Origin of the sequence: Streptomyces sp. NPDC059398 (assembly GCF_042751845.1) — a bacterium.
Taxonomy (GTDB): Bacteria; Actinomycetota; Actinomycetes; order Streptomycetales; family Streptomycetaceae; genus Streptomyces.
On sequence record NZ_JBHYWP010000002.1, the window covers coordinates 105,812 to 127,368 of the forward strand.

Annotated in this window: 21 protein-coding genes and 1 riboswitch; of the genes, 10 read left to right on the plus strand and 11 right to left on the minus strand. The window is 69.9% G+C overall.

Going from position 1 to position 21,557, the window contains the following annotated elements:
• Nucleotides 1-60: 60 nt before the first annotated feature.
• A complete protein-coding gene (locus ACFXBC_RS01635) occupies nucleotides 61-1,398 on the minus strand; it encodes an MATE family efflux transporter (protein WP_385017281.1) in 1,338 nt (445 codons plus the stop codon).
• Between the two features lie 442 nt (nucleotides 1,399-1,840).
• Between ACFXBC_RS01635 and dnaB the strand changes: the two genes are divergently transcribed.
• The gene (gene dnaB, locus ACFXBC_RS01640; protein ID WP_385017448.1) at nucleotides 1,841-3,301 is read left to right on the plus strand and encodes a replicative DNA helicase; all 1,461 of its coding nucleotides are present in this window, start codon (nucleotides 1,841-1,843) and stop codon (nucleotides 3,299-3,301) included.
• Nucleotides 3,302-3,331: 30 nt separating this feature from the next.
• Here the strand turns inward: dnaB and def are convergent, their stop codons facing one another.
• Nucleotides 3,332-3,994: a peptide deformylase gene (gene def / locus ACFXBC_RS01645; RefSeq protein WP_385017284.1), complete on the minus strand. Its 663-nt coding sequence runs from the start codon at nucleotides 3,992-3,994 to the stop codon at nucleotides 3,332-3,334.
• Between the two features lie 181 nt (nucleotides 3,995-4,175).
• Here def and ACFXBC_RS01650 point away from each other — a divergent pair, with 181 nt between their 5' ends.
• Nucleotides 4,176-4,730, plus strand: a complete 555-nt coding sequence (locus ACFXBC_RS01650) for an ArsR family transcriptional regulator (RefSeq protein WP_385017451.1) — start codon at nucleotides 4,176-4,178, stop codon at nucleotides 4,728-4,730.
• A gap of 71 nt (nucleotides 4,731-4,801) precedes the next feature.
• Here ACFXBC_RS01650 and ACFXBC_RS01655 read toward each other — a convergent pair whose 3' ends face one another.
• On the minus strand, nucleotides 4,802-5,218 hold the full coding sequence (locus tag ACFXBC_RS01655; protein WP_385017286.1) for a hypothetical protein: 417 nt from the start codon (nucleotides 5,216-5,218) through the stop codon (nucleotides 4,802-4,804).
• A gap of 237 nt (nucleotides 5,219-5,455) precedes the next feature.
• Between ACFXBC_RS01655 and ACFXBC_RS01660 the strand changes: the two genes are divergently transcribed.
• On the plus strand, nucleotides 5,456-6,862 hold the full coding sequence (locus tag ACFXBC_RS01660) for a serine hydrolase domain-containing protein (protein ID WP_385017454.1): 1,407 nt from the start codon (nucleotides 5,456-5,458) through the stop codon (nucleotides 6,860-6,862).
• Nucleotides 6,863-7,123: 261 nt separating this feature from the next.
• Here ACFXBC_RS01660 and ACFXBC_RS01665 read toward each other — a convergent pair whose 3' ends face one another.
• Nucleotides 7,124-8,287: a winged helix DNA-binding domain-containing protein gene (locus ACFXBC_RS01665; RefSeq protein WP_385017290.1), complete on the minus strand. Its 1,164-nt coding sequence runs from the start codon at nucleotides 8,285-8,287 to the stop codon at nucleotides 7,124-7,126.
• 151 nt (nucleotides 8,288-8,438) lie between these two features.
• Nucleotides 8,439-8,891: a GNAT family N-acetyltransferase gene (locus ACFXBC_RS01670; RefSeq protein WP_385017293.1), complete on the minus strand. Its 453-nt coding sequence runs from the start codon at nucleotides 8,889-8,891 to the stop codon at nucleotides 8,439-8,441.
• A 349-nt stretch (nucleotides 8,892-9,240) separates the two neighbouring features.
• Between ACFXBC_RS01670 and ACFXBC_RS01675 the strand changes: the two genes are divergently transcribed.
• Nucleotides 9,241-10,545 carry an MFS transporter gene (locus ACFXBC_RS01675; protein ID WP_385017296.1) on the plus strand — a complete coding sequence of 435 codons (1,305 nt, stop codon included), beginning with the start codon at nucleotides 9,241-9,243 and terminating at the stop codon, nucleotides 10,543-10,545.
• Nucleotides 10,546-10,629: 84 nt separating this feature from the next.
• Here ACFXBC_RS01675 and ACFXBC_RS01680 read toward each other — a convergent pair whose 3' ends face one another.
• Nucleotides 10,630-11,484 (minus strand): GNAT family N-acetyltransferase, encoded by an 855-nt coding sequence (locus ACFXBC_RS01680; RefSeq protein WP_385017299.1) that lies wholly within the window; start codon nucleotides 11,482-11,484, stop codon nucleotides 10,630-10,632.
• 291 nt (nucleotides 11,485-11,775) lie between these two features.
• On the opposite strand from ACFXBC_RS01680, the gene ACFXBC_RS01685 reads away from it, so the two are divergent.
• Nucleotides 11,776-12,414 carry an HAD family hydrolase gene (locus tag ACFXBC_RS01685; protein ID WP_385017301.1) on the plus strand — a complete coding sequence of 213 codons (639 nt, stop codon included), beginning with the start codon at nucleotides 11,776-11,778 and terminating at the stop codon, nucleotides 12,412-12,414.
• A gap of 16 nt (nucleotides 12,415-12,430) precedes the next feature.
• Here the strand turns inward: ACFXBC_RS01685 and ACFXBC_RS01690 are convergent, their stop codons facing one another.
• The 4 genes from ACFXBC_RS01690 to ACFXBC_RS01705 all read right to left on the minus strand — a co-directional run bounded on the left by ACFXBC_RS01690 (nucleotide 12,431) and on the right by ACFXBC_RS01705 (nucleotide 15,676).
• Nucleotides 12,431-12,913, minus strand: a complete 483-nt coding sequence (locus ACFXBC_RS01690) for an NUDIX domain-containing protein (RefSeq protein ID WP_385017304.1) — start codon at nucleotides 12,911-12,913, stop codon at nucleotides 12,431-12,433.
• A 60-nt stretch (nucleotides 12,914-12,973) separates the two neighbouring features.
• Nucleotides 12,974-13,870: a LysR family transcriptional regulator gene (locus ACFXBC_RS01695; protein WP_385017307.1), complete on the minus strand. Its 897-nt coding sequence runs from the start codon at nucleotides 13,868-13,870 to the stop codon at nucleotides 12,974-12,976.
• Nucleotides 13,871-14,133: 263 nt separating this feature from the next.
• Nucleotides 14,134-15,276: a cystathionine gamma-lyase gene (locus ACFXBC_RS01700; RefSeq protein WP_385017310.1), complete on the minus strand. Its 1,143-nt coding sequence runs from the start codon at nucleotides 15,274-15,276 to the stop codon at nucleotides 14,134-14,136.
• A gap of 22 nt (nucleotides 15,277-15,298) precedes the next feature.
• Nucleotides 15,299-15,676 (minus strand): phage holin family protein, encoded by a 378-nt coding sequence (locus ACFXBC_RS01705; RefSeq protein ID WP_385017313.1) that lies wholly within the window; start codon nucleotides 15,674-15,676, stop codon nucleotides 15,299-15,301.
• Nucleotides 15,677-15,727: 51 nt separating this feature from the next.
• Here ACFXBC_RS01705 and ACFXBC_RS01710 point away from each other — a divergent pair, with 51 nt between their 5' ends.
• The 4 genes from ACFXBC_RS01710 to ACFXBC_RS01725 all read left to right on the plus strand — a co-directional run bounded on the left by ACFXBC_RS01710 (nucleotide 15,728) and on the right by ACFXBC_RS01725 (nucleotide 18,063).
• A complete protein-coding gene (locus ACFXBC_RS01710; protein ID WP_164258035.1) occupies nucleotides 15,728-16,045 on the plus strand; it encodes a cupin domain-containing protein in 318 nt (105 codons plus the stop codon).
• Nucleotides 16,046-16,246: 201 nt separating this feature from the next.
• The gene (locus ACFXBC_RS01715; RefSeq protein ID WP_266855269.1) at nucleotides 16,247-16,465 is read left to right on the plus strand and encodes a DUF5326 family protein; all 219 of its coding nucleotides are present in this window, start codon (nucleotides 16,247-16,249) and stop codon (nucleotides 16,463-16,465) included.
• 278 nt (nucleotides 16,466-16,743) lie between these two features.
• Entirely contained in the window at nucleotides 16,744-17,514 is a 771-nt protein-coding gene (locus tag ACFXBC_RS01720) for an IclR family transcriptional regulator (RefSeq protein ID WP_385017317.1), read from the plus strand.
• Nucleotides 17,515-17,628: 114 nt separating this feature from the next.
• Nucleotides 17,629-18,063, plus strand: coding sequence for an SsgA family sporulation/cell division regulator (locus ACFXBC_RS01725; protein WP_385017320.1), 435 nt, complete (start codon nucleotides 17,629-17,631; stop codon nucleotides 18,061-18,063).
• A gap of 18 nt (nucleotides 18,064-18,081) precedes the next feature.
• Here the strand turns inward: ACFXBC_RS01725 and ACFXBC_RS01730 are convergent, their stop codons facing one another.
• Entirely contained in the window at nucleotides 18,082-19,467 is a 1,386-nt protein-coding gene (locus tag ACFXBC_RS01730; RefSeq protein ID WP_385017323.1) for a YibE/F family protein, read from the minus strand.
• A 70-nt stretch (nucleotides 19,468-19,537) separates the two neighbouring features.
• A riboswitch (TPP riboswitch) is annotated at nucleotides 19,538-19,665 on the plus strand.
• On the opposite strand from ACFXBC_RS01730, the gene thiC reads away from it, so the two are divergent.
• Nucleotides 19,658-21,433, plus strand: a complete 1,776-nt coding sequence (gene thiC / locus ACFXBC_RS01735; RefSeq protein ID WP_385017326.1) for a phosphomethylpyrimidine synthase ThiC — start codon at nucleotides 19,658-19,660, stop codon at nucleotides 21,431-21,433. (Overlaps the previous riboswitch by 8 nt.)
• Nucleotides 21,434-21,557: the final 124 nt, after the last annotated feature.

Sequence of the window (21,557 nt, forward strand, 5' to 3'; positions counted from 1 at the left end):
GGCGGGCAGACGCACAGGCAGTGGGACGTAGGGCGGGGCGGCTGGATTTGTCCCGCGGTTTCAGCGGGTGGCGCCCGTGACGATCCAGCGGCCCGAGCGGGCCCGGAGCCAGAGCGTCACCATCCGGACCGCCATCATCAGTACCATCGCCCACCACAGCGCCGTCAGCCCGCCGCCCAGCGTCGGTACCAGGAGGGCGACCGGTGTGAAGACCGCAAGTGTGACGACCATGGCCCAGGCAAGATAGCGGCCGTCGCCCGCGCCCATCAGTACGCCGTCCAGGACGTAGACGACGCCGGAGATCGGCTGGGCGAGCGCGACGACCAGCAGGGCCGGCAGCAGTACGTCCCGTACCGCCTGGTCGCTCGTGAACAACGGGACGAACAGGGGCCGGGATGCCACGACCAGCGCGCCCAGCACCACCCCTGAAGCAATGCCCCACTGCACCATGCGGCGGCACGCCTCCTTTGCCCCTTCGGTGTCGGCCGCGCCCAGATAGCGACCGATGATCGCCTGTCCGGCGATGGCGATGGCATCCAGCGCGAAGGCCAGCAGGCTCCAGAGGGAGAGCACGATCTGATGGGCGGCCACGTCGGTGTCCCCCAGGCGGGCCGCCACAGCGGTCGCGGTCATCAGGACCGCCCGCAGTGAGAGCGTACGGACCAGCAGGGGGACCCCGGCCTGTGCGCAGGCCCGGATCCCGGCCGTGTCGGGGAGGAGCGAAGCGCCGTGCTTTCTGGCTCCCCGGACAACGACCACCAGGTAGACGGCGACCATGGCGTACTGGGCGATCACCGTTCCCCAGGCGGATCCGGCGATGCCCAGTCCGGCTCCGTAGACGAGCGCGGCATTGAGCGCGGCGTTGGCTGCGAAGCCCCCGATCGCGACGTACAGGGGGGTCCTGGTGTCCTGGAGACCGCGGAGCACCCCGGTGGCCGCCAGGACGACCAGCATGGCCGGGATGCCGATGCTGGAAATCCGCAGATAGGTGACCGCGTACGGGGAGGCGTCGGCTGAGGCTCCGAAGAGGCCCACCAGCCATGGGGCGGTGGGCAGGACGGCGGCGATGACGAGAGCGCCGAGCAGCAGAGCGAGCCAGATGCCGTCCATGCCCTGTCGGATGGCGGCCTGCAGATCCCCCGCGCCCACCCGCCGTGCGACGGCGGCCGTGGTGGCGTAGGCGAGGAAGACGAAGATGCTCACGGCTGTACTCAGCAGAGCGGCCGCTACCCCGAGCCCTGCCAGCTGACGGGTTCCGAGGTGGCCGACGATCGCGCTGTCGGCCATGACGAAGAGCGGCTCGGCGACCAGCGCGCCGAAGGCGGGCACGGCGAGCGAGATGATCTCCCGGTCGTGCCGTCGGCTGCTGGGGTGTGGTGCCGCGGGGGCCTGGGTCATGCGGGACAATCTAGTCTTCCACAGGTAAGAGATGCAATAGGCTTAAGACCCTTACGGGTCTCATCGTTCCAGCTCGGGCTGTGCGCCGTTTGTCGTGATCTTGGTCCAGCCGGAAAAGTTTTTCTCCCCCACAGCCAGTGGATGGCGAATGTGCAGGTCAGATGGGTTTTTGCGAGCGCGCTATGAGTTTGTCCACAGCGCTGTCCCCCGACCCGTGCACAGGTTTTGGCGAGTTACCCACAGGCTGGGGTCCGTCACCCACAGGGCCTGTGGATAACAAGATTGGCTGACGGTGTCTGCGGGCCTACCGTGGACCGGCGCCCGACGCGCCGTTTGCGGAGTCGGGCCCCTTGTTTGTCGGTGCCGTGCCGTAAGAAAGAGTCGCACGGTTAGGTCCGCGGAGCGGACGGGAGGAGGCGGCCCGGTGAGCATTCCCGAGCCCTTGGACGACCCCTGGGCCGAGAGCAGTCCGGGCGACCGTCTGCCCGTTTCCCGCCAGCGCCGCGGTGAGGGCTCCGGGGGCCGGGAGCAGCACGACCGGGGCCGGGAAAACGGCTCCTGGGACGGCGGATCCCCCGCCTTCGAACGCGTACCCCCGCAGGACATCGATGCCGAACAGTCCGTCCTGGGCGGCATGCTGCTCTCCAAGGACGCCATCGCCGACGTCGTCGAGGTCATCAAGGGCCACGACTTCTACCGCCCCGCACACGAGACCGTCTACCAGGCCATTCTCGATCTCTACGCGAAGGGCGAGCCGGCCGACCCGATCACGGTCGCGGCCGAACTGGTCAAGCGCGGCGAGATCAAGAAGGTGGGCGGGGCGCCCTATCTGCACACGCTCGTCCAGTCGGTTCCGACAGCCGCCAACGCCGAGTACTACGCCGAGATCGTCCATGAGCGCGCGGTGCTGCGCCGGCTCGTCGAGGCCGGAACGAAGATCACGCAGATGGGATACGCGGCGGACGGGGACGTCGACGAGATCGTCAACTCGGCCCAGGCCGAGATCTACGCCGTCACCGAGCAGCGCACATCCGAGGACTATCTGCCGCTCGGCGACATCATGGAGGGCGCGCTCGACGAGATCGAGGCGATCGGCTCGCGCAGCGGCCAGATGTCCGGGGTGCCGACCGGCTTCACGGACCTGGACGCATTGACGAACGGGCTGCACCCGGGCCAGATGATCGTCATCGCGGCCCGCCCCGCCATGGGTAAGTCCACGCTGGCGCTGGACTTCGCACGGGCCTGTTCCATCAAGTCCGCACTGCCGAGCGTGATCTTCTCGCTCGAAATGGGCCGCAACGAGATCGCGATGCGTCTGCTCTCGGCGGAGGCGCGGGTGGCCCTGCACCACATGCGGTCGGGTTCCATGACGGACGAGGACTGGACGCGACTGGCGCGGCGGATGCCGGATGTCACCGCGGCGCCGCTCTTCATCGACGACTCGCCGAACCTGTCGATGATGGAGATCCGGGCGAAGTGCCGGCGGCTCAAGCAGCGTCAGGACCTGAAGCTGGTCGTGATCGACTATCTGCAGCTGATGCAGTCCGGCGGTTCACGGCGCCCCGAGAGCCGCCAGCAGGAGGTCTCCGACATGTCGCGAAACCTGAAGCTGCTGGCGAAGGAGCTCGAAGTCCCGGTCATCGCGCTCTCCCAGCTGAACCGTGGCCCCGAGCAGCGTACGGACAAGAAGCCCATGGTGTCCGACCTGCGTGAATCGGGCTCGATCGAGCAGGACGCCGACATGGTCATCCTGCTCCACCGGGAGGACGCGTACGAGAAGGAGTCCCCGCGCGCGGGGGAGGCGGATCTGATCGTCGCGAAGCACCGTAACGGTCCGACGGCGACGATCACCGTGGCTTTCCAGGGCCACTACTCCCGGTTCGTCGACATGGCGCAGACCTGATCCCCGTACAGAGAACGATCGGCCCCCGGCTCACCGGCCGAGTTCGGCCGCCTTGCGTGCGCGTCGGGCGAGGACGTCCGCGCAGCTGTCCGTCATCTGCCGTAGGGCGTCCTTGCGGTCCCGGTGGGAGAGCCGGTCGAGATAGGTGTGGCCGGAGAGGTGGTCGGTCTCGTGCTGCAGACACCGTGCGAAGTATCCCGTGCCCTCGATGGCCAGGGGGTTGCCGTCCTTGTCGCGTCCCCGGACGACAGCCTGATCGGTCCGGGGAACGGCCATGGCGGCGCCGGGCACGGACAGGCAGCCCTCGAAGTCGTCGACGAGCCGGCGGTCTTCCGGGCCGGGAAGTTCCAGAACCGGGTTGACGATGTGGCCGACATGGCGGACCCCGTGGTCGTCCGGGCAGTCGTACACGAACAGTCGCAGATCGAGGTCCACTTGGTTGGCGGCGAGGCCGGCGCCGTCCGCCACGTACATCGTCAGGAACATGTCGTCGATCAGGCTCGACAGCCCGGGGGAGCCGAATTCGGTGACCTCGCGGCACGGGCGCCGCAGGATCTCCTCGCCCACCGCTGTGATCCGGCGGACCGAGCCTCGTTCCGCCTCCGCGGGCAGGGCCGGGTACGAGTCGACCGGGTGGCCCTGCACTCTGACCCGCCGGTCGGCCGGGCGGGAGCGGTCGTGACGAACAGGCATCGCTGTCTCCCTCTGCTGCGTCCGTGGCGCGGACCACTTGCCAAGTGCTTTGCAAAATAGCAGAGTTTGCAAAGTGACTGAAGACCGAGACGACCAGGCTGAGCATGTCCGGACCGACGATGACCGGGCCGAAGACGACCGGCTGCCTCAGGGGGCCCGGCCTCAGGGTGTCCCCGGTTCCCTGCCCGGCCGGGCGCGTGGTGCCGGTGGCGAACTGCGCCCGCACGAAGTCCGTACGGCGCTGATGGCCCTGCTCGCCGATGTCGGAGCCGTCACGGCCACCGAAGCGGCTGCCCGGCTCGGGTACAGCTCTGGTCTCTGCTCATTCCATCTGCGGCAACTCGCACGCCATGGACACATCGAGGAGGCCCCGCACAGTGGGGGCCGGGTGCGTCCCTGGCGCCTGAGCCGGCAGCCCTCCGGGGCGGACGGCTCCGCCGATGAGGAGTTCGCCGATCTGGCCCGCGGGCTTGAGGACGAGAGCTGGCAGCGCTGGCTCACCCAGCGGGACGAGGCGCCTGCGGCCTGGCGCGACGGCGATGCCTTCAGCGCCGTCGCCTATCTGACTCCCGAGGAGATGAGCCGGGTCGCCGACGTGATCCGGCAGGCGCTCCTGCCCTACCGGGACCGCGAGCAGCGCCCCCTGGCCCGGCCCGACGGTGCTCTGCCGGTTGCCCTCATCACCCGGCTGTTCCCCCTGCTCCCCCACCCGGCGGGCGACACGGACCAGGAATGACAGCCGGTGCGCGTGGCGGTGCCCCGGAGCCCGTGGGGACGGACACCGGGGCACGGCCAGGAGGCCCGCGGTCAGCGCACGGTCACGTTGAAGACCGGGGAGGCGGTGCTCCCACTGACGATGCGCAGCTGGTTCTTGCCCTTGATGCCGAGCTTGACGCCCAGCGAGTAGCTGCCGGTGCGGTTGATGGGCGCGGAGGCGGGCAGCGTGACCCACTTGCTGCCCTGCTTCTGCTGCAGGGTCACCTTGGCGCCCGCCTTGAGGCCGGTCGTGGTGCCGGTGACCCGGAAGAGCTGCCAGGCCTTCACCGAGGTCACCGAGGGCTTCGCGGTGATGGAGGCCTTGGCGGCGACGGCCTTCTGCGCGACAGGTGCGCTGGGCGCGGACGGGCTGTCGGCCATCGCGGCGGTGCCTGCCAGGGCGAGGGTGGTGGCGGCGAGCGTGCTGACGGCAGCGATGCGCAGGGAGCGCCGCTTGGTGACGATCATGAGTGTTCCTTTCGGGTGAGGAGCTCTGATTTCACGCAAAGATGAGACAAATACCGTAGGTGTGGGTCTCACATGAAAAGACGATGTGTGGCCCGCATGCGTTGTTGGCGATGTGTCACCGTCCTGTAACAGACGGGTCCTCCCGCGAATCCGGCCGGCCGCCCTCCGGCGCCATCGACGGCAGGTGGCTCGTCTGGTAGGTCTCGGGCCATGACTGCCACCACTGCCACCACTGCCATGACGCGATCAGAGGACTCCCTGCCGGATTCCTCGCCGGATTCCTCCGCGGAACTCCTTCCCACCACCCGGCGGGCGCTGCTGCACCGCGTCGCCCTCGCACAGTCCGAGGGACGCGTGCCGTCGCTGGTGGCGGCGGTGATGCGGGACGGGCGGATGGTGTGGTCCGGGGCCCGCAGCTGCGTGGACGGTCATGAGCCGGACGCGGACACGCAGTACCGGATCGGTTCGATCACCAAGCCCTTCACGGCGGTCGCGGTGATGCGCCTGCGGGACGAGGGGCTGCTCGATCTGGCGGATCCCCTGGAGAAGTACGTCCCGGACACCGGAGTCGGTGAGGTGACGATCGCTCAACTCCTCAGCCATACCGCGGGTCTGGCCGCGGAGACGCCCGGTGAGTGGTGGGAGCGGTCCTCGGCCGCGCTGCGCCCCGGGATTCCGGATCTGCTCGGTGAGCAGCCGCGCCTGCATCCGGCGGGGCGGCGCCACCACTACTCGAACCCGGGGTACGCCCTGCTCGGGGCCGTGGTGGAGACGTTGCGCGGTGCGCCGTGGGCGGATGTGGTGCGGCGTGAGATCTGCGTACCGTTGGGAATGGACCGTACGAGCGCCCAGCCCCAGGCGCCCCGGGCCGGCGGATGGGCGGTGCACCCCTGGGCGGACGCCATGCTTCCGGAACCGGCCGAGGACCTGGGGCTGATGGCGCCCGCGGGGCAGCTGTGGTCGACGGCCGCTGATCTGTGCCGCTTCGCCGCTTTTCTGGCGGAGGGTGACGACCGGGTGCTCGGTGCGGAGACGGTACGGGAGATGCGCGCGCCCGCGGTCGCGCCGGAACCGGGTGACTGGGACGGCGGATACGGGCTCGGTATCCAGCTCGCCCGGCGCGACGGCCGGACGCTGGCCGGGCACACCGGCTCGCTGCCGGGATTCGTGGCCGGACTGTGGGTGAGCGTGGCGGACGGAGTGGCGGCGGTGGCCCTGTCGAACAGTACGTCGGGGGTCGGGCCAAAGGTCGCTGCGGATCTGATCGGGATCGTGGCAGACGCGGAACCGGCCATTCCGAAGCCGTGGCGTCCGCTGCCAGAGGTCGATCCGGGGCTGCTCGAACTGGCGGGGCCCTGGTACTGGGGGACATCCGTGAGCGGCCTGCGGCTGACGGCGGACGGCGGGATGGAGTTCGGCCCGCTGGCCGGCGGCGGCCGGAGTTCCCGGTTCCGCGCGGAGCGGGACGGCAGCTGGACCGGGCTCGACGGCTACTTCGCGGGGGAGACACTGCGGGTCGTACGGCGAGAGGGCCGGGTGAGCCATCTGGACCTGGGGTCGTTCGTCTTCACCCGGCAGCCGTACGACCCGGAGGGGCCGGTTCCGGGTGGCGTGGACGAGGACGGCTGGCGGGGTATGTCCTAGCAGCCGGGGGGGCCACCGGGTGGGGCGCCGCGCGAAGTTGTCGGGGGCCACGGGGCGGTCTGCCGGGCGGTCCGGGCCGGGCGGTCCGCCGGAGGGGCCACCGCCTGGGACCGCAGGAGGGGCCGCCGGGATCCACCGGGCCGGCCTCCGTCCAGGCAGCCGGGGCCCACGGGGCGGTTCGCGCCGGGCGGTCCGCCGGAGGACCGCCGCCCGGGGCCGCTGGGGCCGCCGGAAGGGTCGCCGCGTGGAGCCCTCGCCGGCTCAGCCCGAGAGTTCCCGTTCCAGCGGTGTCCGGATACGCGGGGTGATCCGTGCGTTTCCCACCCAGTTCGCGAGCCGCGCCGCCTCCGCCTCGACCGCCCCGGTGGCCTCCTGTCCCGGATCCGTCAGGAGGCGCCACACCACTTCGCCGTCCGGGCGCTGCGCCCAGCCACCGATGATCCTTCCGTTCCACCACACGGTCGGGCCGATGTTGCCCGCGTAGTCGAAGAGCGCCGGGCGGTGTTCGGGGTCGAGATGGAAGGTGCGGTCGGCCCAGCCCATGGCGCTGGGGTCGAGACCGGGCAGCAGGGCCGCCCACGGTTCGGTGGGCGGCTCGGCGGCGGTGTCGCCCGGCGCGACGAAGCCCCGTGCCCCGTCGTCCAGGCCGACCTCCTCCGCGCCGATCGCCGCGAGCGCCCTGCGGGTGTCCGTCAGGGTCCACCCCGTCCACCACTTGAGGTCCGCATCGGTGGCCGGTCCGTACGACAGCAGCCAGCGGCGGGCCAGCGCGGCTCTGGCCTCGGGGACCGGGAGCGGCGGCCAGGAGGTTCCGGTCGTCCAGCGGAACTGGCTCGACGTCCAGGAGCCGCGCGGCCGGTCGCGGCGGATATGGCCGTCGGCGGCCAGCAGCCGGATGACCCGGGTGGTGACGCCCTGCACGGCCTCCCACTTCCGGCCCGGGGAGACAGTGATCTTCGTACGGAGTGCCGGGACCGCCGCGGAGAGCTCGCTGCCCGTGGAGGGGCCGCGATCGGCGAGCGCGGCCAGTGTCGCTGCCTCGGCACCGGCCAGCCAGCGCTCGTCCAGACCGCCGCCGTCCTCCGCGAGTTGCTTGATGAACGTTCTGCGCTCCTTGGCCGCGATGGCACGGGCCGTGGAGGCGTCGACGTACGGTGCCACATCCCGTGACATCGCGAAGAGGGTGTTGCGCAGCGAGAGCAGCCGGACCAGGGAGACCTCGTCGTACAGGGCGTGTTCGACGGCCGCAGGACCGGCGTCGGCCACTCGTGCGCCGACGGAGAGATAGACGGTCGCCGCGTCGGTGGCATGCAGGGCGACGACCGCGTCGGACGCCTCGACAGGCGTGGCGGCCCGCACGGAGGGCGCGAGCCGGTGGCGCCTGCCCAGGCGGACACGGCGCTCCTCATTGCTGATCCGGTGCATGACGGGGCCTCCCGCTCGGCGGGGTCGGTGGGGCGGGGCGGGGCCGGGCGGGGGCTGCGGAGCCTGGGTCTGCGGAGTCCGGGTCTGCAGGGTGTGGTTCCGGGGGCGCGGTTCTGCGGTCGGTGAGCGGGAACGTGGTCCGCGCCCCGGGTCAGAGCTGGAGCTTGAAGCCGAGGTGGCTCGCGGTGAAGCCGAGCCTCTCGTAGAAGCGGTGGGCGTCGGTCCGGGTGGCGTCCGAGGTCAGCTGGACCAACTGGCAGCCCTGGCTGCGGGATGTGCCGACGGCCCACTCGATGAGCTGGGTACCGAGGCCACTGCCGCGCTCGTCGCCGTGGATGCGTACACCTTCGATGATGGAGCGTGTGGCGCCCCGCCGGGAGAGCCCGGGGATCACGGTGAGCTGGAGGGTGCCGACGACCCGGCCCTCGCGCACCGCGACGACCAGGTGCTGTTGCGGGTCGGCGGCGATCCGCCGGTGCGCGGTGATGTACGGGCCGAGGTCGTCCGGGGACTCGCGCTGGGCGCCGAGCGGGTCGTCGGCCAGCATCGCCACGATCGCGGGGATGTCGTTCTCTTGCGCGGGGCGGATCTCCAGGTCGCTCATGGTGCGCAGAGTACGCGGGGCCGGGCGGGGCAGAGCGGCCGGGCGGGTCGGGCCGGTCCGGTGGGTCAGACCGGCTGGTGGAGTGTGTCCAGACCGCTCCGGGTGGGTCAGCCCGGTCCCTCCGGGTCGGTCAGGCCGGCTGCTGGAGTTCTTCGACCGCGCGTACCAGCGGGGCCGGCCGGGGGTCGGCTGCGGCCCGGTCGAGGCTCGGCAGGATAAGACACGGACCGACATACCCAGCGCTTGCAATTAAAACGCGTATGCAAGTATTGTTTCTGCATGTAAGGCGCTCGCGCAATTAAATGCCCGCGCCGGCGGACCGTGCCTCGTTCCCGGAAGGTGAAACCTCATGCCGCTCGCGCTGCTCGCCCTGGCCATGGGGGCGTTCGGTATCGGAACCACCGAGTTCGTGATCATGGGGCTGCTGCCGCAGGTCGCGGAGTCCTTCCAGGTCTCGATCCCCACGGCCGGGTTCTTGGTCACCGGTTATGCGCTGGGGGTGGTCGCCGGAGCCCCGCTGATGACCGCCCTGGGCACCCGGATCCCCCGCAAGAAGATGCTGATGCTGCTGATGGGGCTGTTCGTCATCGGCAACGTGGTCTCCGCGACCGCTCCGGTGTTCGGCGTGATGCTCGTCGGACGGATCGTCGCCTCGTTCGCCCACGGCGCGTTCTTCGGCATCGGATCGGTCGTGGCCGCCGGGCTGGTGGCACCGCGGAAGAAGGCGGGCGCCATCGCCATGATGTTCACCGGGCTGACCCTCGCCAATGTCGTCGGTGTGCCGTTGGGCACCCTCATCGGCCAGAACATCGGCTGGCGGCTGACGTTCCTGCTCGTCGCCGGGCTCGGTGTCGTCGGGCTGCTGGGAGTCACCAGGCTCGTACCGGAGCAGCCCAGGCCGGAAGGGGTCCGGCTGCGGCACGAGCTCGCCGCCTTCCGTAATGTGCAGGTGCTGCTCGCGATGGCGATGACCGTTCTCGGCTTCGGGGGAGTCTTCGCCGCCATCACCTACATCTCACCGATGATGACCGCCGTCGCCGGATTCTCCGAGGCCGGTGTCACCTGGCTGCTGGTGCTCTTCGGCCTCGGAATGGTCAGCGGCAATCTCATCGGCGGCCGCTTCGCCGACCGCGCGCTGATGCCGATGCTGTACGTGTCGCTGGGCGGACTGGCCCTGGTCCTGGCGCTGTTCACCTTCACCGCGCACGACCGGATCGCTTCGGCTGCCACGGTCTTCCTGATCGGCGGGCTCGGGTTCGCGACCGTTCCGCCGCTGCAGAAGCGGGTGCTCGACCACGCGTCGGGGGCGCCCACGCTGGCTTCCGCCGTCAACATCGGAGCCTTCAACCTCGGCAACGCGCTGTCCGCCTGGCTCGGTGGGATCGTCATCGCCGCCGGTCTCGGCTATACCGCGCCCAACTGGGTGGGTGCTGTCCTCGCCACATCCGCGCTGGTGCTCGCTCTTGTCTCCAGCGCGCTGGAGCGGCGGAACCGCTCCACGGAGCCGGCCGGAACCGCTCACCGGCTCGCTGCCGTTGGGGCATCGGCCGAACCGGCAGCCGAGGATGCACCGACAGCCCAGGCCGGATCGACAGCCCAGCGCGAACCGACGGCCCAGGCCGGGCGGGCACCGGAACGCCCCGCGCGTCGGTGACTTCCGCCCGTCCTTCAGCCCACCGCCCGTCCTTCAGCCCACCGGCCGGACGTCAGCCTGCCCGCGGACGTCAGCGCATCGCGCTCAGCCTGCCGCGACCGTCAGCGGCGTGAAGCGGCGGGTCCAGTCGCCCGGCAGGTCCGGGATGCCCAGCGTCATCACGGTGTTGAAGCTCGCCGACGCCATTCCGCCGGCCTTGACCCAGTCGAGCAGCTCCGCATGGCGTACGTCGATATCGGCCCGCAGCGGCTGGTCCGTGCCCGCCGCGAGTGAGGCGATCAGAGCCTGCGCGGTCGCCGTGTCGCGGGCGATCAGCGGGCCGACCACCTGGCTGTCCGTGCTGGGCCAGGCCGCCGTGTAGCCGGTGATGCCATCGGCGTCCTCCGCGACGCGCAGCTGATCGGCGAAGGCAGGCAGCCGCGTGATCATGTGGGTGCGGTCCTCGCCGAAGACCTCGTTGTCCAGGCGCAGGATCCCGGGCAGATCACTGGCTGTTGCCCGGCGGGTGGCCACGGCCGGTGCCGTGGTCGGCGGCTGGAAGGGGCCACGGACCATCTCGGCCTCGCCCACCGCCTGGAAGCCGAGCTTCTCGTAGAGCGGGCGGCCGAGCGTGGTGGCGTGCAGAGTGAGCGGGATGCCGTCGAACTCGTCGATCACATGGCGCATCATCCGCTTCCCTGCCCCTTGCCGCTCGTAGGCGTCGGCGACCAGGAGCATGCCGATCGCGGCCAGGCCCGAACCGTACGCGGTGACCACACAGGCCGTTGCCAGCCCGCTGCCGCCGGGGTCGTCGATTCCGTAACCCGTCCCGGCTGTGAGCAGGAGCCCCCACTTGTGATCGTCGCGCGGCCAGCCCCGGCTCTCGGAGAGGCCGGTGCAGGCGGGGAGGTCACCGATGGTCAGGCGGCGGATCGGCAGGGGGTCGAGGGGTGAGGGCATGGTGATCAGGCTCGCTGATGGGCGTGTACGGCGTCCACCGCTTTCCGTGATGTTCATGAGCGCGTACGGCGTCCACCGCTCTCCGGGATGTTCTCCGTTGGTTCCGATGCTCCTTCTGATACGCCCGGCCGCGTGCGGTCAGGCCCCACGGTTTCAGTACCGAGACGGCGACATGGACCACCAGCGAGCCCCGGCGCAAGGAGCGGGTCAGCGGTTTCACGTGAAACACGGTGCATCCGGGTCTCTGGCGTCCGGCGGGGGGAGCAAGTGGCTGTACTAGCCTCGGCGTACATGACGCGGCTGCATCTCTTCGACCTGGACGGCACCCTCATCCGCGGTTCGGCCGCGCCGGTGGAGATATCCCGGCAATTGGGGCTGCTGGAAGAGATCGGTGTGCTGGAGCGGGACCTGGTCTCGGGGCGGATCGGCTCACCGGAGTACGCGGTGGGAGTGCACGCTCTCTGGTCAGGGCTCACCACCGACCATGTGACGGCCGCTTTCGACGCCGCACCATGGCTCGCCGGGATCCAGGAGGTCTGGCGGGACATCCGGGAGCGCGGCGACTACTGCGCGGTCATTTCGCTCTCGCCGTCGTTCTTCGTGGAGCGGCTGCTCGGCTGGGGTGCCCACGCGGCCTACGGCTCGCGCTTCCCGGAGGTTCCGTTCAGCCGGCCGGTGGACCCCTCGGGGATTCTCAGCGCAGCCGCCAAGGTCCGGATCGCGGACCAGCTCTGTACGGAGTTCGCCGTGGGGCGGGCCGACTGTGTGGCCTACGGGGACTCGATGTCGGACGTGGATCTCTTCGGAGCGGTGTCGCGGTCTGTCGCGGTCAACGCGGACGGTCATCTGGCGGGGCTGGCCACGCACCGCTATGAGGGCGGCGATCTGCGCGAGGCCTATGCGCTCGTAGCCGCGACCGGCGCAGGCTGAGCGATCCTTCCGCCCCTCACCCCAGGTCTGCGGCCTGGAGCGCCAGGACCCCTTCGATGTTCCCGTCGAGATAGTGCCGCAGGGAGAGCGGAACCAGGTGCACGGCCGCGATCCCGACCCGGCTGAAGGGCACCCGGACGATTTCGTACTCGCCGCAGGGCTCCTCGATCTCGGGTCCGTGCCGCAGGGCGGTATCCATGGAGGCCAGTCGGCAGACGAAGAAGTGCTGCACCTTCACCCCGGCCACCCCGCCGTCGTCCGGGATGTGCTCGATGGTGTCGACGAAGCAGGGCACCACATCGGTGATCTTGGCGCCGAGCTCTTCGTCGACCTCGCGGTGCAGGGCTTCGACCACGGTGGAGTCCTCTGCCTCCACTCCGCCGCCGGGCGTGACCCAGTACGGTTCCACGCCGGGCTTGGTCCGCTTGATGAGGATCAGATGGTCGCCGTCGAGGAGCACGGCGCGGGCGGTGCGCTTGACCACTGGACGTTCGGTCATGGAAGGAGAGTGGCCCGTGAAACCGGTTCCGAAACGCATCACCGGCCCCGGGACCTTTCCTCAGGACCAGTCGGAGGCTGCCCGCAGCAGCCACTCCTGGGCCCGGGCGATGTGCGGAAGCGCGAGCGTTCCGCTGCGTACGGCCAGGAAGTAGGTACGCAGCGGTGGCACCGGCGGATCCAGCAGCGCCACCACCTCTCCCCGCTCCAGGGTGTCCTCGCACAGATAGCGCGGCAGTACGGCGAGCCCGGCGCCTGCGACCACGGCCTGCTGGACGGCCCACAGGTCCGGTGCGACGACCGCGGCGGTCTCGGCGGGGTGGGTGTCGAAGACGGCGCTCCAGTAGCGGGAGACGAACGGCAGTGACTCATGGACCTCCACCACGGGCAGGTCCTTCAGCACGGAGGGCCCCTGGCGCCGCAGGGTGCCCGGTCCGATCCGGGCGGCCCAGCGGGGGGAGGCGACCAGGACGTGTTCCTCGTCGCAGAGCGCGGTCGCGGTCAGGAGTTCACCGCGGGGCCGCGCCGTGGTGATGGCGAGATCGTGGTGCCCGGCGCCGAGCCCGTCCAGGGTCTCCTCGGTGTTGCCGAACGAGACGCGCAGTGCGATGCCCTGCGGTATCAGCGAGGTGAGCGCGGGCAGGGCGCGCGCCGCGGTGAACTCCGGCGGCCCCGCCAGATGCAGGGTGCGGATGCCGGTCTCCTCGTCGATGCCCGCCTCGGCGATCTCGACAAGCGCGTCCAGATGCGGCGCCGCGCGGTGAGCGAGCTCGTCCCCGATGGTGGTCGGGGTGACGCCGCGGGCCCGGCGCAGGAAGAGCGGGCGTCCCAGCTGGCGCTCCAGGGTGCGTATCTGGCTGGTCACCGCGGGCTGTGAGAGCCCCAGCAGTGCAGCGGCGCGGGTGAAGGATCCGGCCCGGTGCACGGTGACGAAGGTGCGGAGCAGGGCCAGATCCATGTCCGTACCGTCCCGTTCCGACCGTGGCGAAGGCGTCCCGTCCCCGGGCAGAACTATAAATAAGTCGATAGGTCTCTGCCGCTACTGTGATTGGACACTGACGCAGAGTCAACTAGCCTTGTGGAAGCGGTTCTTCGCGCGTTGAACGGGGAACCGGGACGGTCCGAGCCATGAGGGGGGAGGCTCGGACCGTCCGCAGCACGGATGCGGCGCCACCCGCGGTGGCGCCCCGCCATCCGCTGTCGGCGCCGCTGCTTCTGCGGCTACCGCTCCCGCGCCGCCTCGTCCAGGGCCCTCAAGACGTCCGCCACCAGATCAGCGGTGTCCTCGACGCCCGCGGAGAAGCGGATGAATCCTTCCGGTACGGCGTCTCCGCCCCAGCGCCCACGGCGCTCGGCGGTGGAGCGGACACTGCCGAAACTGGTCGCGTCGTCGGCCAGCTCCAGTGCGTCGAGGAAGCGTTCCGCATGGTCGCGGCCGGGCAGTACGAACGAGACCACGCAGCCGAAACGGCGCATCTGGGCCGCAGCCGTGACGTACGAGGGGTCCGACGGCAGCCCGGGGTGGCGCAGCCCCTCGATCTCCGGCCGCCCCGCCAGTGCCTCGGCGAGCGCGAGGGCGTTCGCCGACTGTCGGTCGGCGCGCAACTGGATCGTGGCGAGCGAGCGGTGTGCGAGCCAGGCCTCCATCGGCCCCGGGATCGCTCCGGCCACCTTGCGCCACTTCCGTACCCGCCCCGCGAGTTCGGTGTCCCGGCAGGTGACATAGCCGAGCAGGATGTCGCCGTGCCCGGTGAGTCCCTTGGTGCCGCTGGCCACGGAGAAGTCCGCGCCGAGGTCGAGGGGCCGCTGCCCGAGCGGGGTCGCGAGGGTGTTGTCGACCGCCACCAGCGTCCCGCCGGCATGCGCGGCAGCCGCGAGGCGCCGTACGTCGCACACGTCCAGGCCGGGGTTGGACGGGGTCTCGATCCACAGCAGCCGGGCGCCGGCCAGGGCGGTCAGCTGTGCGTCGCCCCCGGTCGGCGCGGTCCGGACTTCGACGCCGTACGCCTCCAACTGCTCCCTGACCAGCGGCAGCGCCTGGTATCCGTCGTCGGGCAGCACCACCGTGTCGCCCGCGCGGGCCTGGGAGAGCAGGACCGCCGATACGGCCGCCATGCCGGAGGCGAAGGTGACCGTCTCGGCCGGCTCGTCAGGTGACTCCAGCTCGCTGATGGCTGCTTCGAGACGGGTCCAGGTCGGATTGGTGTCGCGGCCGTACGTATAGGGCCCGGTGGGCTCGCCCGGCAGGTGGTAGTGGGCGGCGAAGACCGGCCCCGGCAGGGTCGGTTCGTACTTCACCGGTACGGGCAGACCGGCCCGCACCGCCCGGGTTCCGTCTCCGGTGGCTGCGCTGGGTGTGTTCATGGCAGGGGTACTCATAAGGGGCTCAGTCCTCGTCGGGCATGACGATGTTCAGGGCCCAGGAGACGACCGAGATGATCAGTCCGCCGATCACGGCGGTCCAGAAGCCGTGCACGTGGAAGGAGAGGTCGAGCTTTCCGGACAGCCAGGAAGTCAGCAGCAGCATCAGGGCGTTGATCACCAGGGTGATCAGCCCCAGCGTGAGAATGAACAACGGGAAGGCGATCAGCTTCACGACGGGCTTGACGACAAAGTTCACCAGGCCGAAGACCAGCGCGACGAGGATCAGGGTGAGCGCCTTGCGGCCGGTCGAGTCACCGCTGAGCGTGATGTCCTGGAGGAGCCAGATGGCTACGAAGAGTGCTGCCGCGTTGGCAACCGTCTTGACTACAAAATTCTTCATGTGTCTGATCGTGGCAGACACGATCGGTACGAGTGCAGGGGCTGACGAGCGATGAAAGCATTCCGGCTGGATGAACTGGAGGCGGAGCGCGCTGCCAACGACGGCGCCTACCTGCAGTTTCTTCGCGAACGGAACATGTCGGTGGGGCTCTACGCGCTGGACGCGGGAGCCACCGACCGCCAGCAGCCGCACGGCCAGGACGAGGTGTACTTCGTGGTGAGCGGACGGGCCTCGATCACCGTCGGTACCGAGACGACCGAGGTCGCCCGCGGCGGGGTGGTGTACGTCCCGGCGGGGGTGGCGCACAAGTTCCACCACATCTCCGAGGACCTGCGGGTCCTGGTGGTCTTCTCACCGCCCGAGAGCTGACGCGCGGGGCTCCGGGCCCGGATTCCGGGACTCGGCCCCCGAGCCCCGGACTCCTGGGCCCCTGGTGTCCCGTAGGGGGCGGATCAGGGGATTCCAAGGGCTCCACGGCCGCCACCGGCCACCCCGGCGCCTTTAGCATCGACAGCAGAGCACCCGGAGTGGCCGGCGTGGTCCAGGAAGATCCAGGAAGAGGTAAGGACGATGGCGGTCCGAGAGATTTTCGCGGGAATGCCGTGGTGGGTGAAGTGGGTCGCGGTGCCCGTCCTCGTGCTGATCGTGTTCGGCGGCCTCATCGCGACCGTCATCGGCTTCGTGATCGGGCTGCTCTTCAAGGCCCTGCTCCTGGTGGCGCTCGTCGCCGGACTGATCTACGTCGTACGCAAGTTCACCTCGTCGTCATCCTCGCGGAACGACTGGTAACACCGCGCTGCACAAGCACCGGGCCGCACCGCACGAGCACCGCTCGCGGAACGGCCGGCCCGGACTGGTGTACTCGTGCGGCCGTTAACCCTGCGGAGGGACGGGGCGGCAAATCCCCACGCCCGGACGGAGGCTGTGGCTACAGTGAGAAATCCTTGCCGCCTCCTCGGGAATCCGGCCTGAAAGGGCGCTGACCAGCAGATTGTGCGCGGCGGGACCCATGAGGGGTGAGCCCTCACGGGTACGGGACCCACCGTCGGCATGCTGGGGGTGACTCTTTGGCCACAGCACCTCACACCGCTGCGCCGACTTTGATCGGCTCGGTGCAGCGCGCGCTCAGACTGCTGGAGGAGGTCAGCTCCCACAGCGGTGGGGCCCCCGCGAAACAGCTGGCCAGGGAGGCGGGTCTTCCCCTTCCGACCGCCTACCACCTGTTGCGCACCCTGGCCCATGAGGGCTATGTGCGCCGGGAGAACGGTGTGTTCGTGCCCGGGGCCGCCGCAGAGCGGCTGGCCGGCCGCTGCGCCGCACGGAACCGGCGCGCCACGCTGATCGAATCACTGAATTCCTGGCGGGACGCGCTCGGGGTTCCGGTCTATTTTGCGGCGTACCGCGAGGGTGAGATCGACCTGCTCGCGGTCGCCGACACTCCCGCTGCGCCGGCCGTCGATGAGTGGGCGGATTTCCGTCAAACCGGTCATGCACACGCCCTCGGCCAGTGCCTCCTGAGCCAGCTCGATGAAGCCTCCCGCGAAGATCACCTGGACCGCCATCCGGTACGTTCGCTGACCCGCTATTCCGTGCGGGACCGGTGCGTCTTCCTGCGGAGACTGGCTGCGGCCGAGCGGATACAACCGGTGGTCGAGCGGCAGGAGTACGCCATCGGAACCGTCTGCGCGGCCGTCCCGGTCACGGTCGGTCCAGTGGCTGCGGCAATGGCTGTTTCCGGCCCCGTACACCAGCAAGTCAAGTTGCTCTCCGCAGTCAAAACGTTACGCTCCGAACTGATGCCTCTGCTCGATTCACTTGCGTTCTCTATCAGTATCTGAAATATCACTCCTTGTGATCTGTTTGCGCTTACAGCACGATTACGTCAAGAGGGCCTGGACGCACATTCCCGGCCAACTTGTGAACCAACACGGCGTCTACTGCGGGGTAGGGACATGCGCGAATCGGTCCAGGCAGAGGTCATGATGAGCTTCCTCGTCTCCGAGGAGCTCTCCTTCCGTATCCCGGTGGAGCTGTGCTACGAGGTGAGTGATCCGTACGCGGTCCGGATGACCTTCCACCTTCCCGGGGACGCGCCGGTGACCTGGACGTTCGGCCGCGAGCTGCTTCTCGACGGGATCAACGCCCCGACGGGGGACGGCGATGTGCACATCGCGCCGAGCGACCCGTCAGGGCTGGCCGACGTCCATCTGCGCCTCCAGGTCGGCGCGGACCGCGCGCTGTTCCGGGCGGGCAGCGCCCCGCTGATCGCCTTCCTGGACCGTACCGACAAGATCGTCCCGCTCGGTGAGGAGCGCAGCCTGGGCGACTTCGACGGGCATCTGGAGGCGGCGCTCGGGCGGATCCTCGCGGAGGAGAACGCGGGTTGAGACCGGCGCACCGGCTGATCAGCGCCTGCGACGGCGGCCCCGGCCGCCCCGGGCGCGGCCCGCTCCGGTGAGCGTCAGCGCCGTCCCACCGCCCGCCGCGCCCCCGGACGCCACGCCCGTACGGTCGGCCGAGACCACGAGCGCGGCGAGCGCCGTGGTCACCGGCACCGAGGCGACCAGGCCGATCGACCCCACCAGGGTCCGTACGATCTCCTCCGCGACCAGCTCCGAGTTGGCCACCGTCCCCACGCCGCTCTGCGCGATCGAGAAGAGCAGCAGCAGGGGCAGCGCCGCGCCCGCGTAGGCGAGCACCAGCGTGTTGACCACGGACGCGATGTGGTCGCGGCCGATCCGGATACCCGCGCGGTAGAGCCCACGGGCCCCCATCGTGGGGTCGGCCTGGTGGAGTTCCCAGACGGCCGAGGTCTGGGTGACCGTCACGTCGTCCAGCACCCCCAGCGATCCGATGATGACGCTCGCCAGCAGCAGCCCGCTCATGTCGATGTGCGGGTAGAGGCCATGGATCAGTCCGGTGCTGTCGTCGGTGTTGCCGGTCAGGCTCGCCCAGCCGATGAAGAGCGAACCGAGCAGCCCGATCAGTATCAGCGAGATCAGCGTGCCGATGACGGCGACCGAGGTCCGCGCTGTCAGGCCGTGGCAGGTGTAGAGCGCGATCAGCATGATGGCGCTCGCCCCGATCACCGCCACGACCAGCGGATTCGACCCGTGCAGAATCGCGGGCAGGATGAACAGCGTCAGCACGGCGAAGCTGACGGCCAGTGCCACCAGCGCCATCAGCCCCCGCAGCCGGCCCACCGCGACCACCACCAGCGCGAAGACTCCGGCGAGCAGCACCATCGGGAACTTCCGGTCCACATCGGAGACCGAGTACTGCAGGTCGCGCGGTGCGTCGGGGGCGTATGCCACGATCACGCCCTGCCCCCGGCGCAACTGGCGCGGGGAGTCCGGCTGGACGACCTCGGTGAAGGTGCGGCCCTTGTCCTTGCCGCTCGACACCTCGATCTTCGCCTTCTTGCACCGGGCGCCCGGCGATGCCGCACCGCCGCCGGAGCCCGGCGACGCGACGCCCCCGGCCGCACCGCCGCCCCCGGCCGTGCCCCCGCCGCCCGTCGACGACTGACTGGCGTGCAGATCCGCACAGTTGACCGCAGTGATCTCCACCACTGAGCCCTGCTGTGTCTGCCGGTCGAACCCGACTCCGCTGCGGGCATGGTGCGGCGCCCCGCCCGGCCAGAGGGCCACGAGACCGACAACCACCGCCGTGGCGAAAGGAATCAGCACCGCCGCGATGACCTTGCGCAGATGCCGGGAGACGGGCGCCGCGGGGCCGTGGCTGTGCGTATGGACGTGCTCGCCGGGGGGCGGTTCGGTCAGTGCTGTCACCGCCCGATCATCGCAAGAACGGGGAGGCCCTCTGTTCAGCGTGCGGCCCAGGGCGTTAGCGTGGAGGCACCTTTGCACACGCGGGAGCTCGGAGCACCGGGCTGAGAGGGCGCTGACCAGCAGTCTGCTGGGGAGCTGCGCCGACCGCCGAACCTGTTACCGGGTAATGCCGGCGTAGGGAGTAGGTCTCATGACCACAGTGGACGCACACACGCCTGCCACCGACCAGAACGAGCGCAAGCCGGGCTGGCACAAGGGATATGTCGCGGGCCCCGAGGGCTCACGCGCGGACCTCAGGGTGCCGGTCAGGCAGGTGCACCTCACCAACGGGCAGGACGTGGCGCTGTACGACACGTCGGGCCCGTACACCGACCCCACCGTCGAGACCGATGTACGGCGCGGGCTCGCCCCGCTCCGGGAGAACTGGATCATCGGCCGCGGCGACACCGAGGAGTACACGGGCCGACCGGCCCGTCCCGAGGACGACGGGATCAAGCACACATCGCCGCGCGGCGGACTCCGTAACCTCGACGCGGTCTTCCCCGGCCGTCCCCGCCAGCCCAGGAGGGGGCGCGAGGGGCGTGCGGTGAGCCAGCTCGCGTACGCCGTGCGCGGGGAGATCACTCCGGAGATGGAGTACGTCGCGATCCGGGAGAACGTCTCCCCCGAGGTCGTACGGGAGGAGATCGCCGCGGGTCGGGCTGTTCTGCCGGCCAACGTCAACCACCCGGAGATCGAGCCGATGATCATCGGGAAACGGTTCCTGGTGAAGGTCAACGCCAACATCGGGAACTCCGCGGTCACTTCCTCCATCGAGGAGGAGGTGGACAAGATGACCTGGGCCACCAAGTGGGGCGCCGACACGGTCATGGACCTGTCCACCGGGCGCAATATCCACACCACCCGCGAGTGGGTGCTGCGCAACTCGCCCGTCCCGATCGGCACGGTGCCGCTCTACCAGGCCCTGGAGAAGGTCGACGGCCAGGCCGAGGAGCTGACCTGGGAGATCTACAAGGACACCGTCATCGAACAGGCCGAACAGGGCGTCGACTACATGACGGTGCACGCCGGCGTGCTGCTGCGGTATGTGCCGCTCACCGCGCGCCGCAAGACCGGCATCGTCTCGCGCGGCGGCTCGATCATGGCCGCGTGGTGCCTGGCGCACCACAAGGAGTCCTTCCTGTACGAGCACTTCGAGGAGCTCTCCGCCATTCTGGCCTCCTACGACGTCACCTATTCGCTGGGCGACGGGCTGCGGCCCGGGTCGATCGCGGACGCCAACGACGAGGCGCAGTTCGCGGAGTTGCGCACCCTCGGGGAACTCAACACGATCGCCAAACGTCATGGTGTACAGACGATGATCGAGGGCCCCGGGCACGTCCCGATGCACAAGATCAAGGAGAACGTCGACCTCCAGCAGGAGATCTGCGAGGAGGCTCCCTTCTACACGCTCGGCCCGCTCACCACGGACGTGGCCCCGGCGTACGACCACATCACCTCCGGTATCGGTGCGGCGATGATCGCCTGGTGGGGCACGGCCATGCTCTGCTATGTCACGCCCAAGGAGCACCTGGGACTGCCCAACCGGGACGACGTGAAGACCGGCGTGATCACCTACAAGATCGCGGCCCATGCGGCGGATCTCGCGAAGGGGCATCCGGATGCGCAGAAGTGGGACGACGCGCTCTCGGACGCACGCTTCGAGTTCCGCTGGGAGGACCAGTTCAATCTGGCTCTCGACCCCGATACGGCAAGGGAGTTCCACGATGAGACGCTGCCGGCCGAGCCGGCTAAGACCGCGCACTTCTGTTCCATGTGCGGGCCGAAGTTCTGCTCGATGAAGATCTCCCAGGACATCCGCCGCGAACACGGCGGAAGCCGGCAGGAGATCGAGGCGGGGATGGCGGAGAAGTCGAAGGAGTTCGCCGCGAGCGGCAACAGGGTGTACCTGCCGCTCGCCGACTGAACTCGCCGACTGAAACTCGCCGAACTGACCTCACCGGCTGATCTCAGTGAACCGACCTCGTCGGGGGGGCGGGCCCCGGGGGGGTGGGGGGGGCGCGCGGGGCGGAGCGCGCGGCGGGGCGGCG

Coding starts and splice junctions, on each gene's coding strand:
- ACFXBC_RS01725 (WP_385017320.1), top strand. CDS start 17,629: ATGCGCGAATCGGTCCAGGCAGAGGTCATGATGAGCTTCCTCGTCTCC.
- ACFXBC_RS01685 (WP_385017301.1), top strand. CDS start 11,776: ATGACGCGGCTGCATCTCTTCGACCTGGACGGCACCCTCATCCGCGGT.
- ACFXBC_RS01675 (WP_385017296.1), top strand. CDS start 9,241: ATGCCGCTCGCGCTGCTCGCCCTGGCCATGGGGGCGTTCGGTATCGGA.
- ACFXBC_RS01665 (WP_385017290.1), bottom strand. CDS start 8,287: ATGCACCGGATCAGCAATGAGGAGCGCCGTGTCCGCCTGGGCAGGCGC.
- ACFXBC_RS01660 (WP_385017454.1), top strand. CDS start 5,456: ATGACGCGATCAGAGGACTCCCTGCCGGATTCCTCGCCGGATTCCTCC.
- ACFXBC_RS01680 (WP_385017299.1), bottom strand. CDS start 11,484: ATGCCCTCACCCCTCGACCCCCTGCCGATCCGCCGCCTGACCATCGGT.
- ACFXBC_RS01710 (WP_164258035.1), top strand. CDS start 15,728: ATGAAAGCATTCCGGCTGGATGAACTGGAGGCGGAGCGCGCTGCCAAC.
- ACFXBC_RS01690 (WP_385017304.1), bottom strand. CDS start 12,913: ATGACCGAACGTCCAGTGGTCAAGCGCACCGCCCGCGCCGTGCTCCTC.
- ACFXBC_RS01670 (WP_385017293.1), bottom strand. CDS start 8,891: ATGAGCGACCTGGAGATCCGCCCCGCGCAAGAGAACGACATCCCCGCG.
- ACFXBC_RS01695 (WP_385017307.1), bottom strand. CDS start 13,870: ATGGATCTGGCCCTGCTCCGCACCTTCGTCACCGTGCACCGGGCCGGA.
- ACFXBC_RS01705 (WP_385017313.1), bottom strand. CDS start 15,676: ATGAAGAATTTTGTAGTCAAGACGGTTGCCAACGCGGCAGCACTCTTC.
- ACFXBC_RS01655 (WP_385017286.1), bottom strand. CDS start 5,218: ATGATCGTCACCAAGCGGCGCTCCCTGCGCATCGCTGCCGTCAGCACG.
- thiC (WP_385017326.1), top strand. CDS start 19,658: ATGACCACAGTGGACGCACACACGCCTGCCACCGACCAGAACGAGCGC.
- ACFXBC_RS01635 (WP_385017281.1), bottom strand. CDS start 1,398: ATGACCCAGGCCCCCGCGGCACCACACCCCAGCAGCCGACGGCACGAC.
- ACFXBC_RS01715 (WP_266855269.1), top strand. CDS start 16,247: ATGGCGGTCCGAGAGATTTTCGCGGGAATGCCGTGGTGGGTGAAGTGG.
- def (WP_385017284.1), bottom strand. CDS start 3,994: ATGCCTGTTCGTCACGACCGCTCCCGCCCGGCCGACCGGCGGGTCAGA.
- ACFXBC_RS01700 (WP_385017310.1), bottom strand. CDS start 15,276: ATGAACACACCCAGCGCAGCCACCGGAGACGGAACCCGGGCGGTGCGG.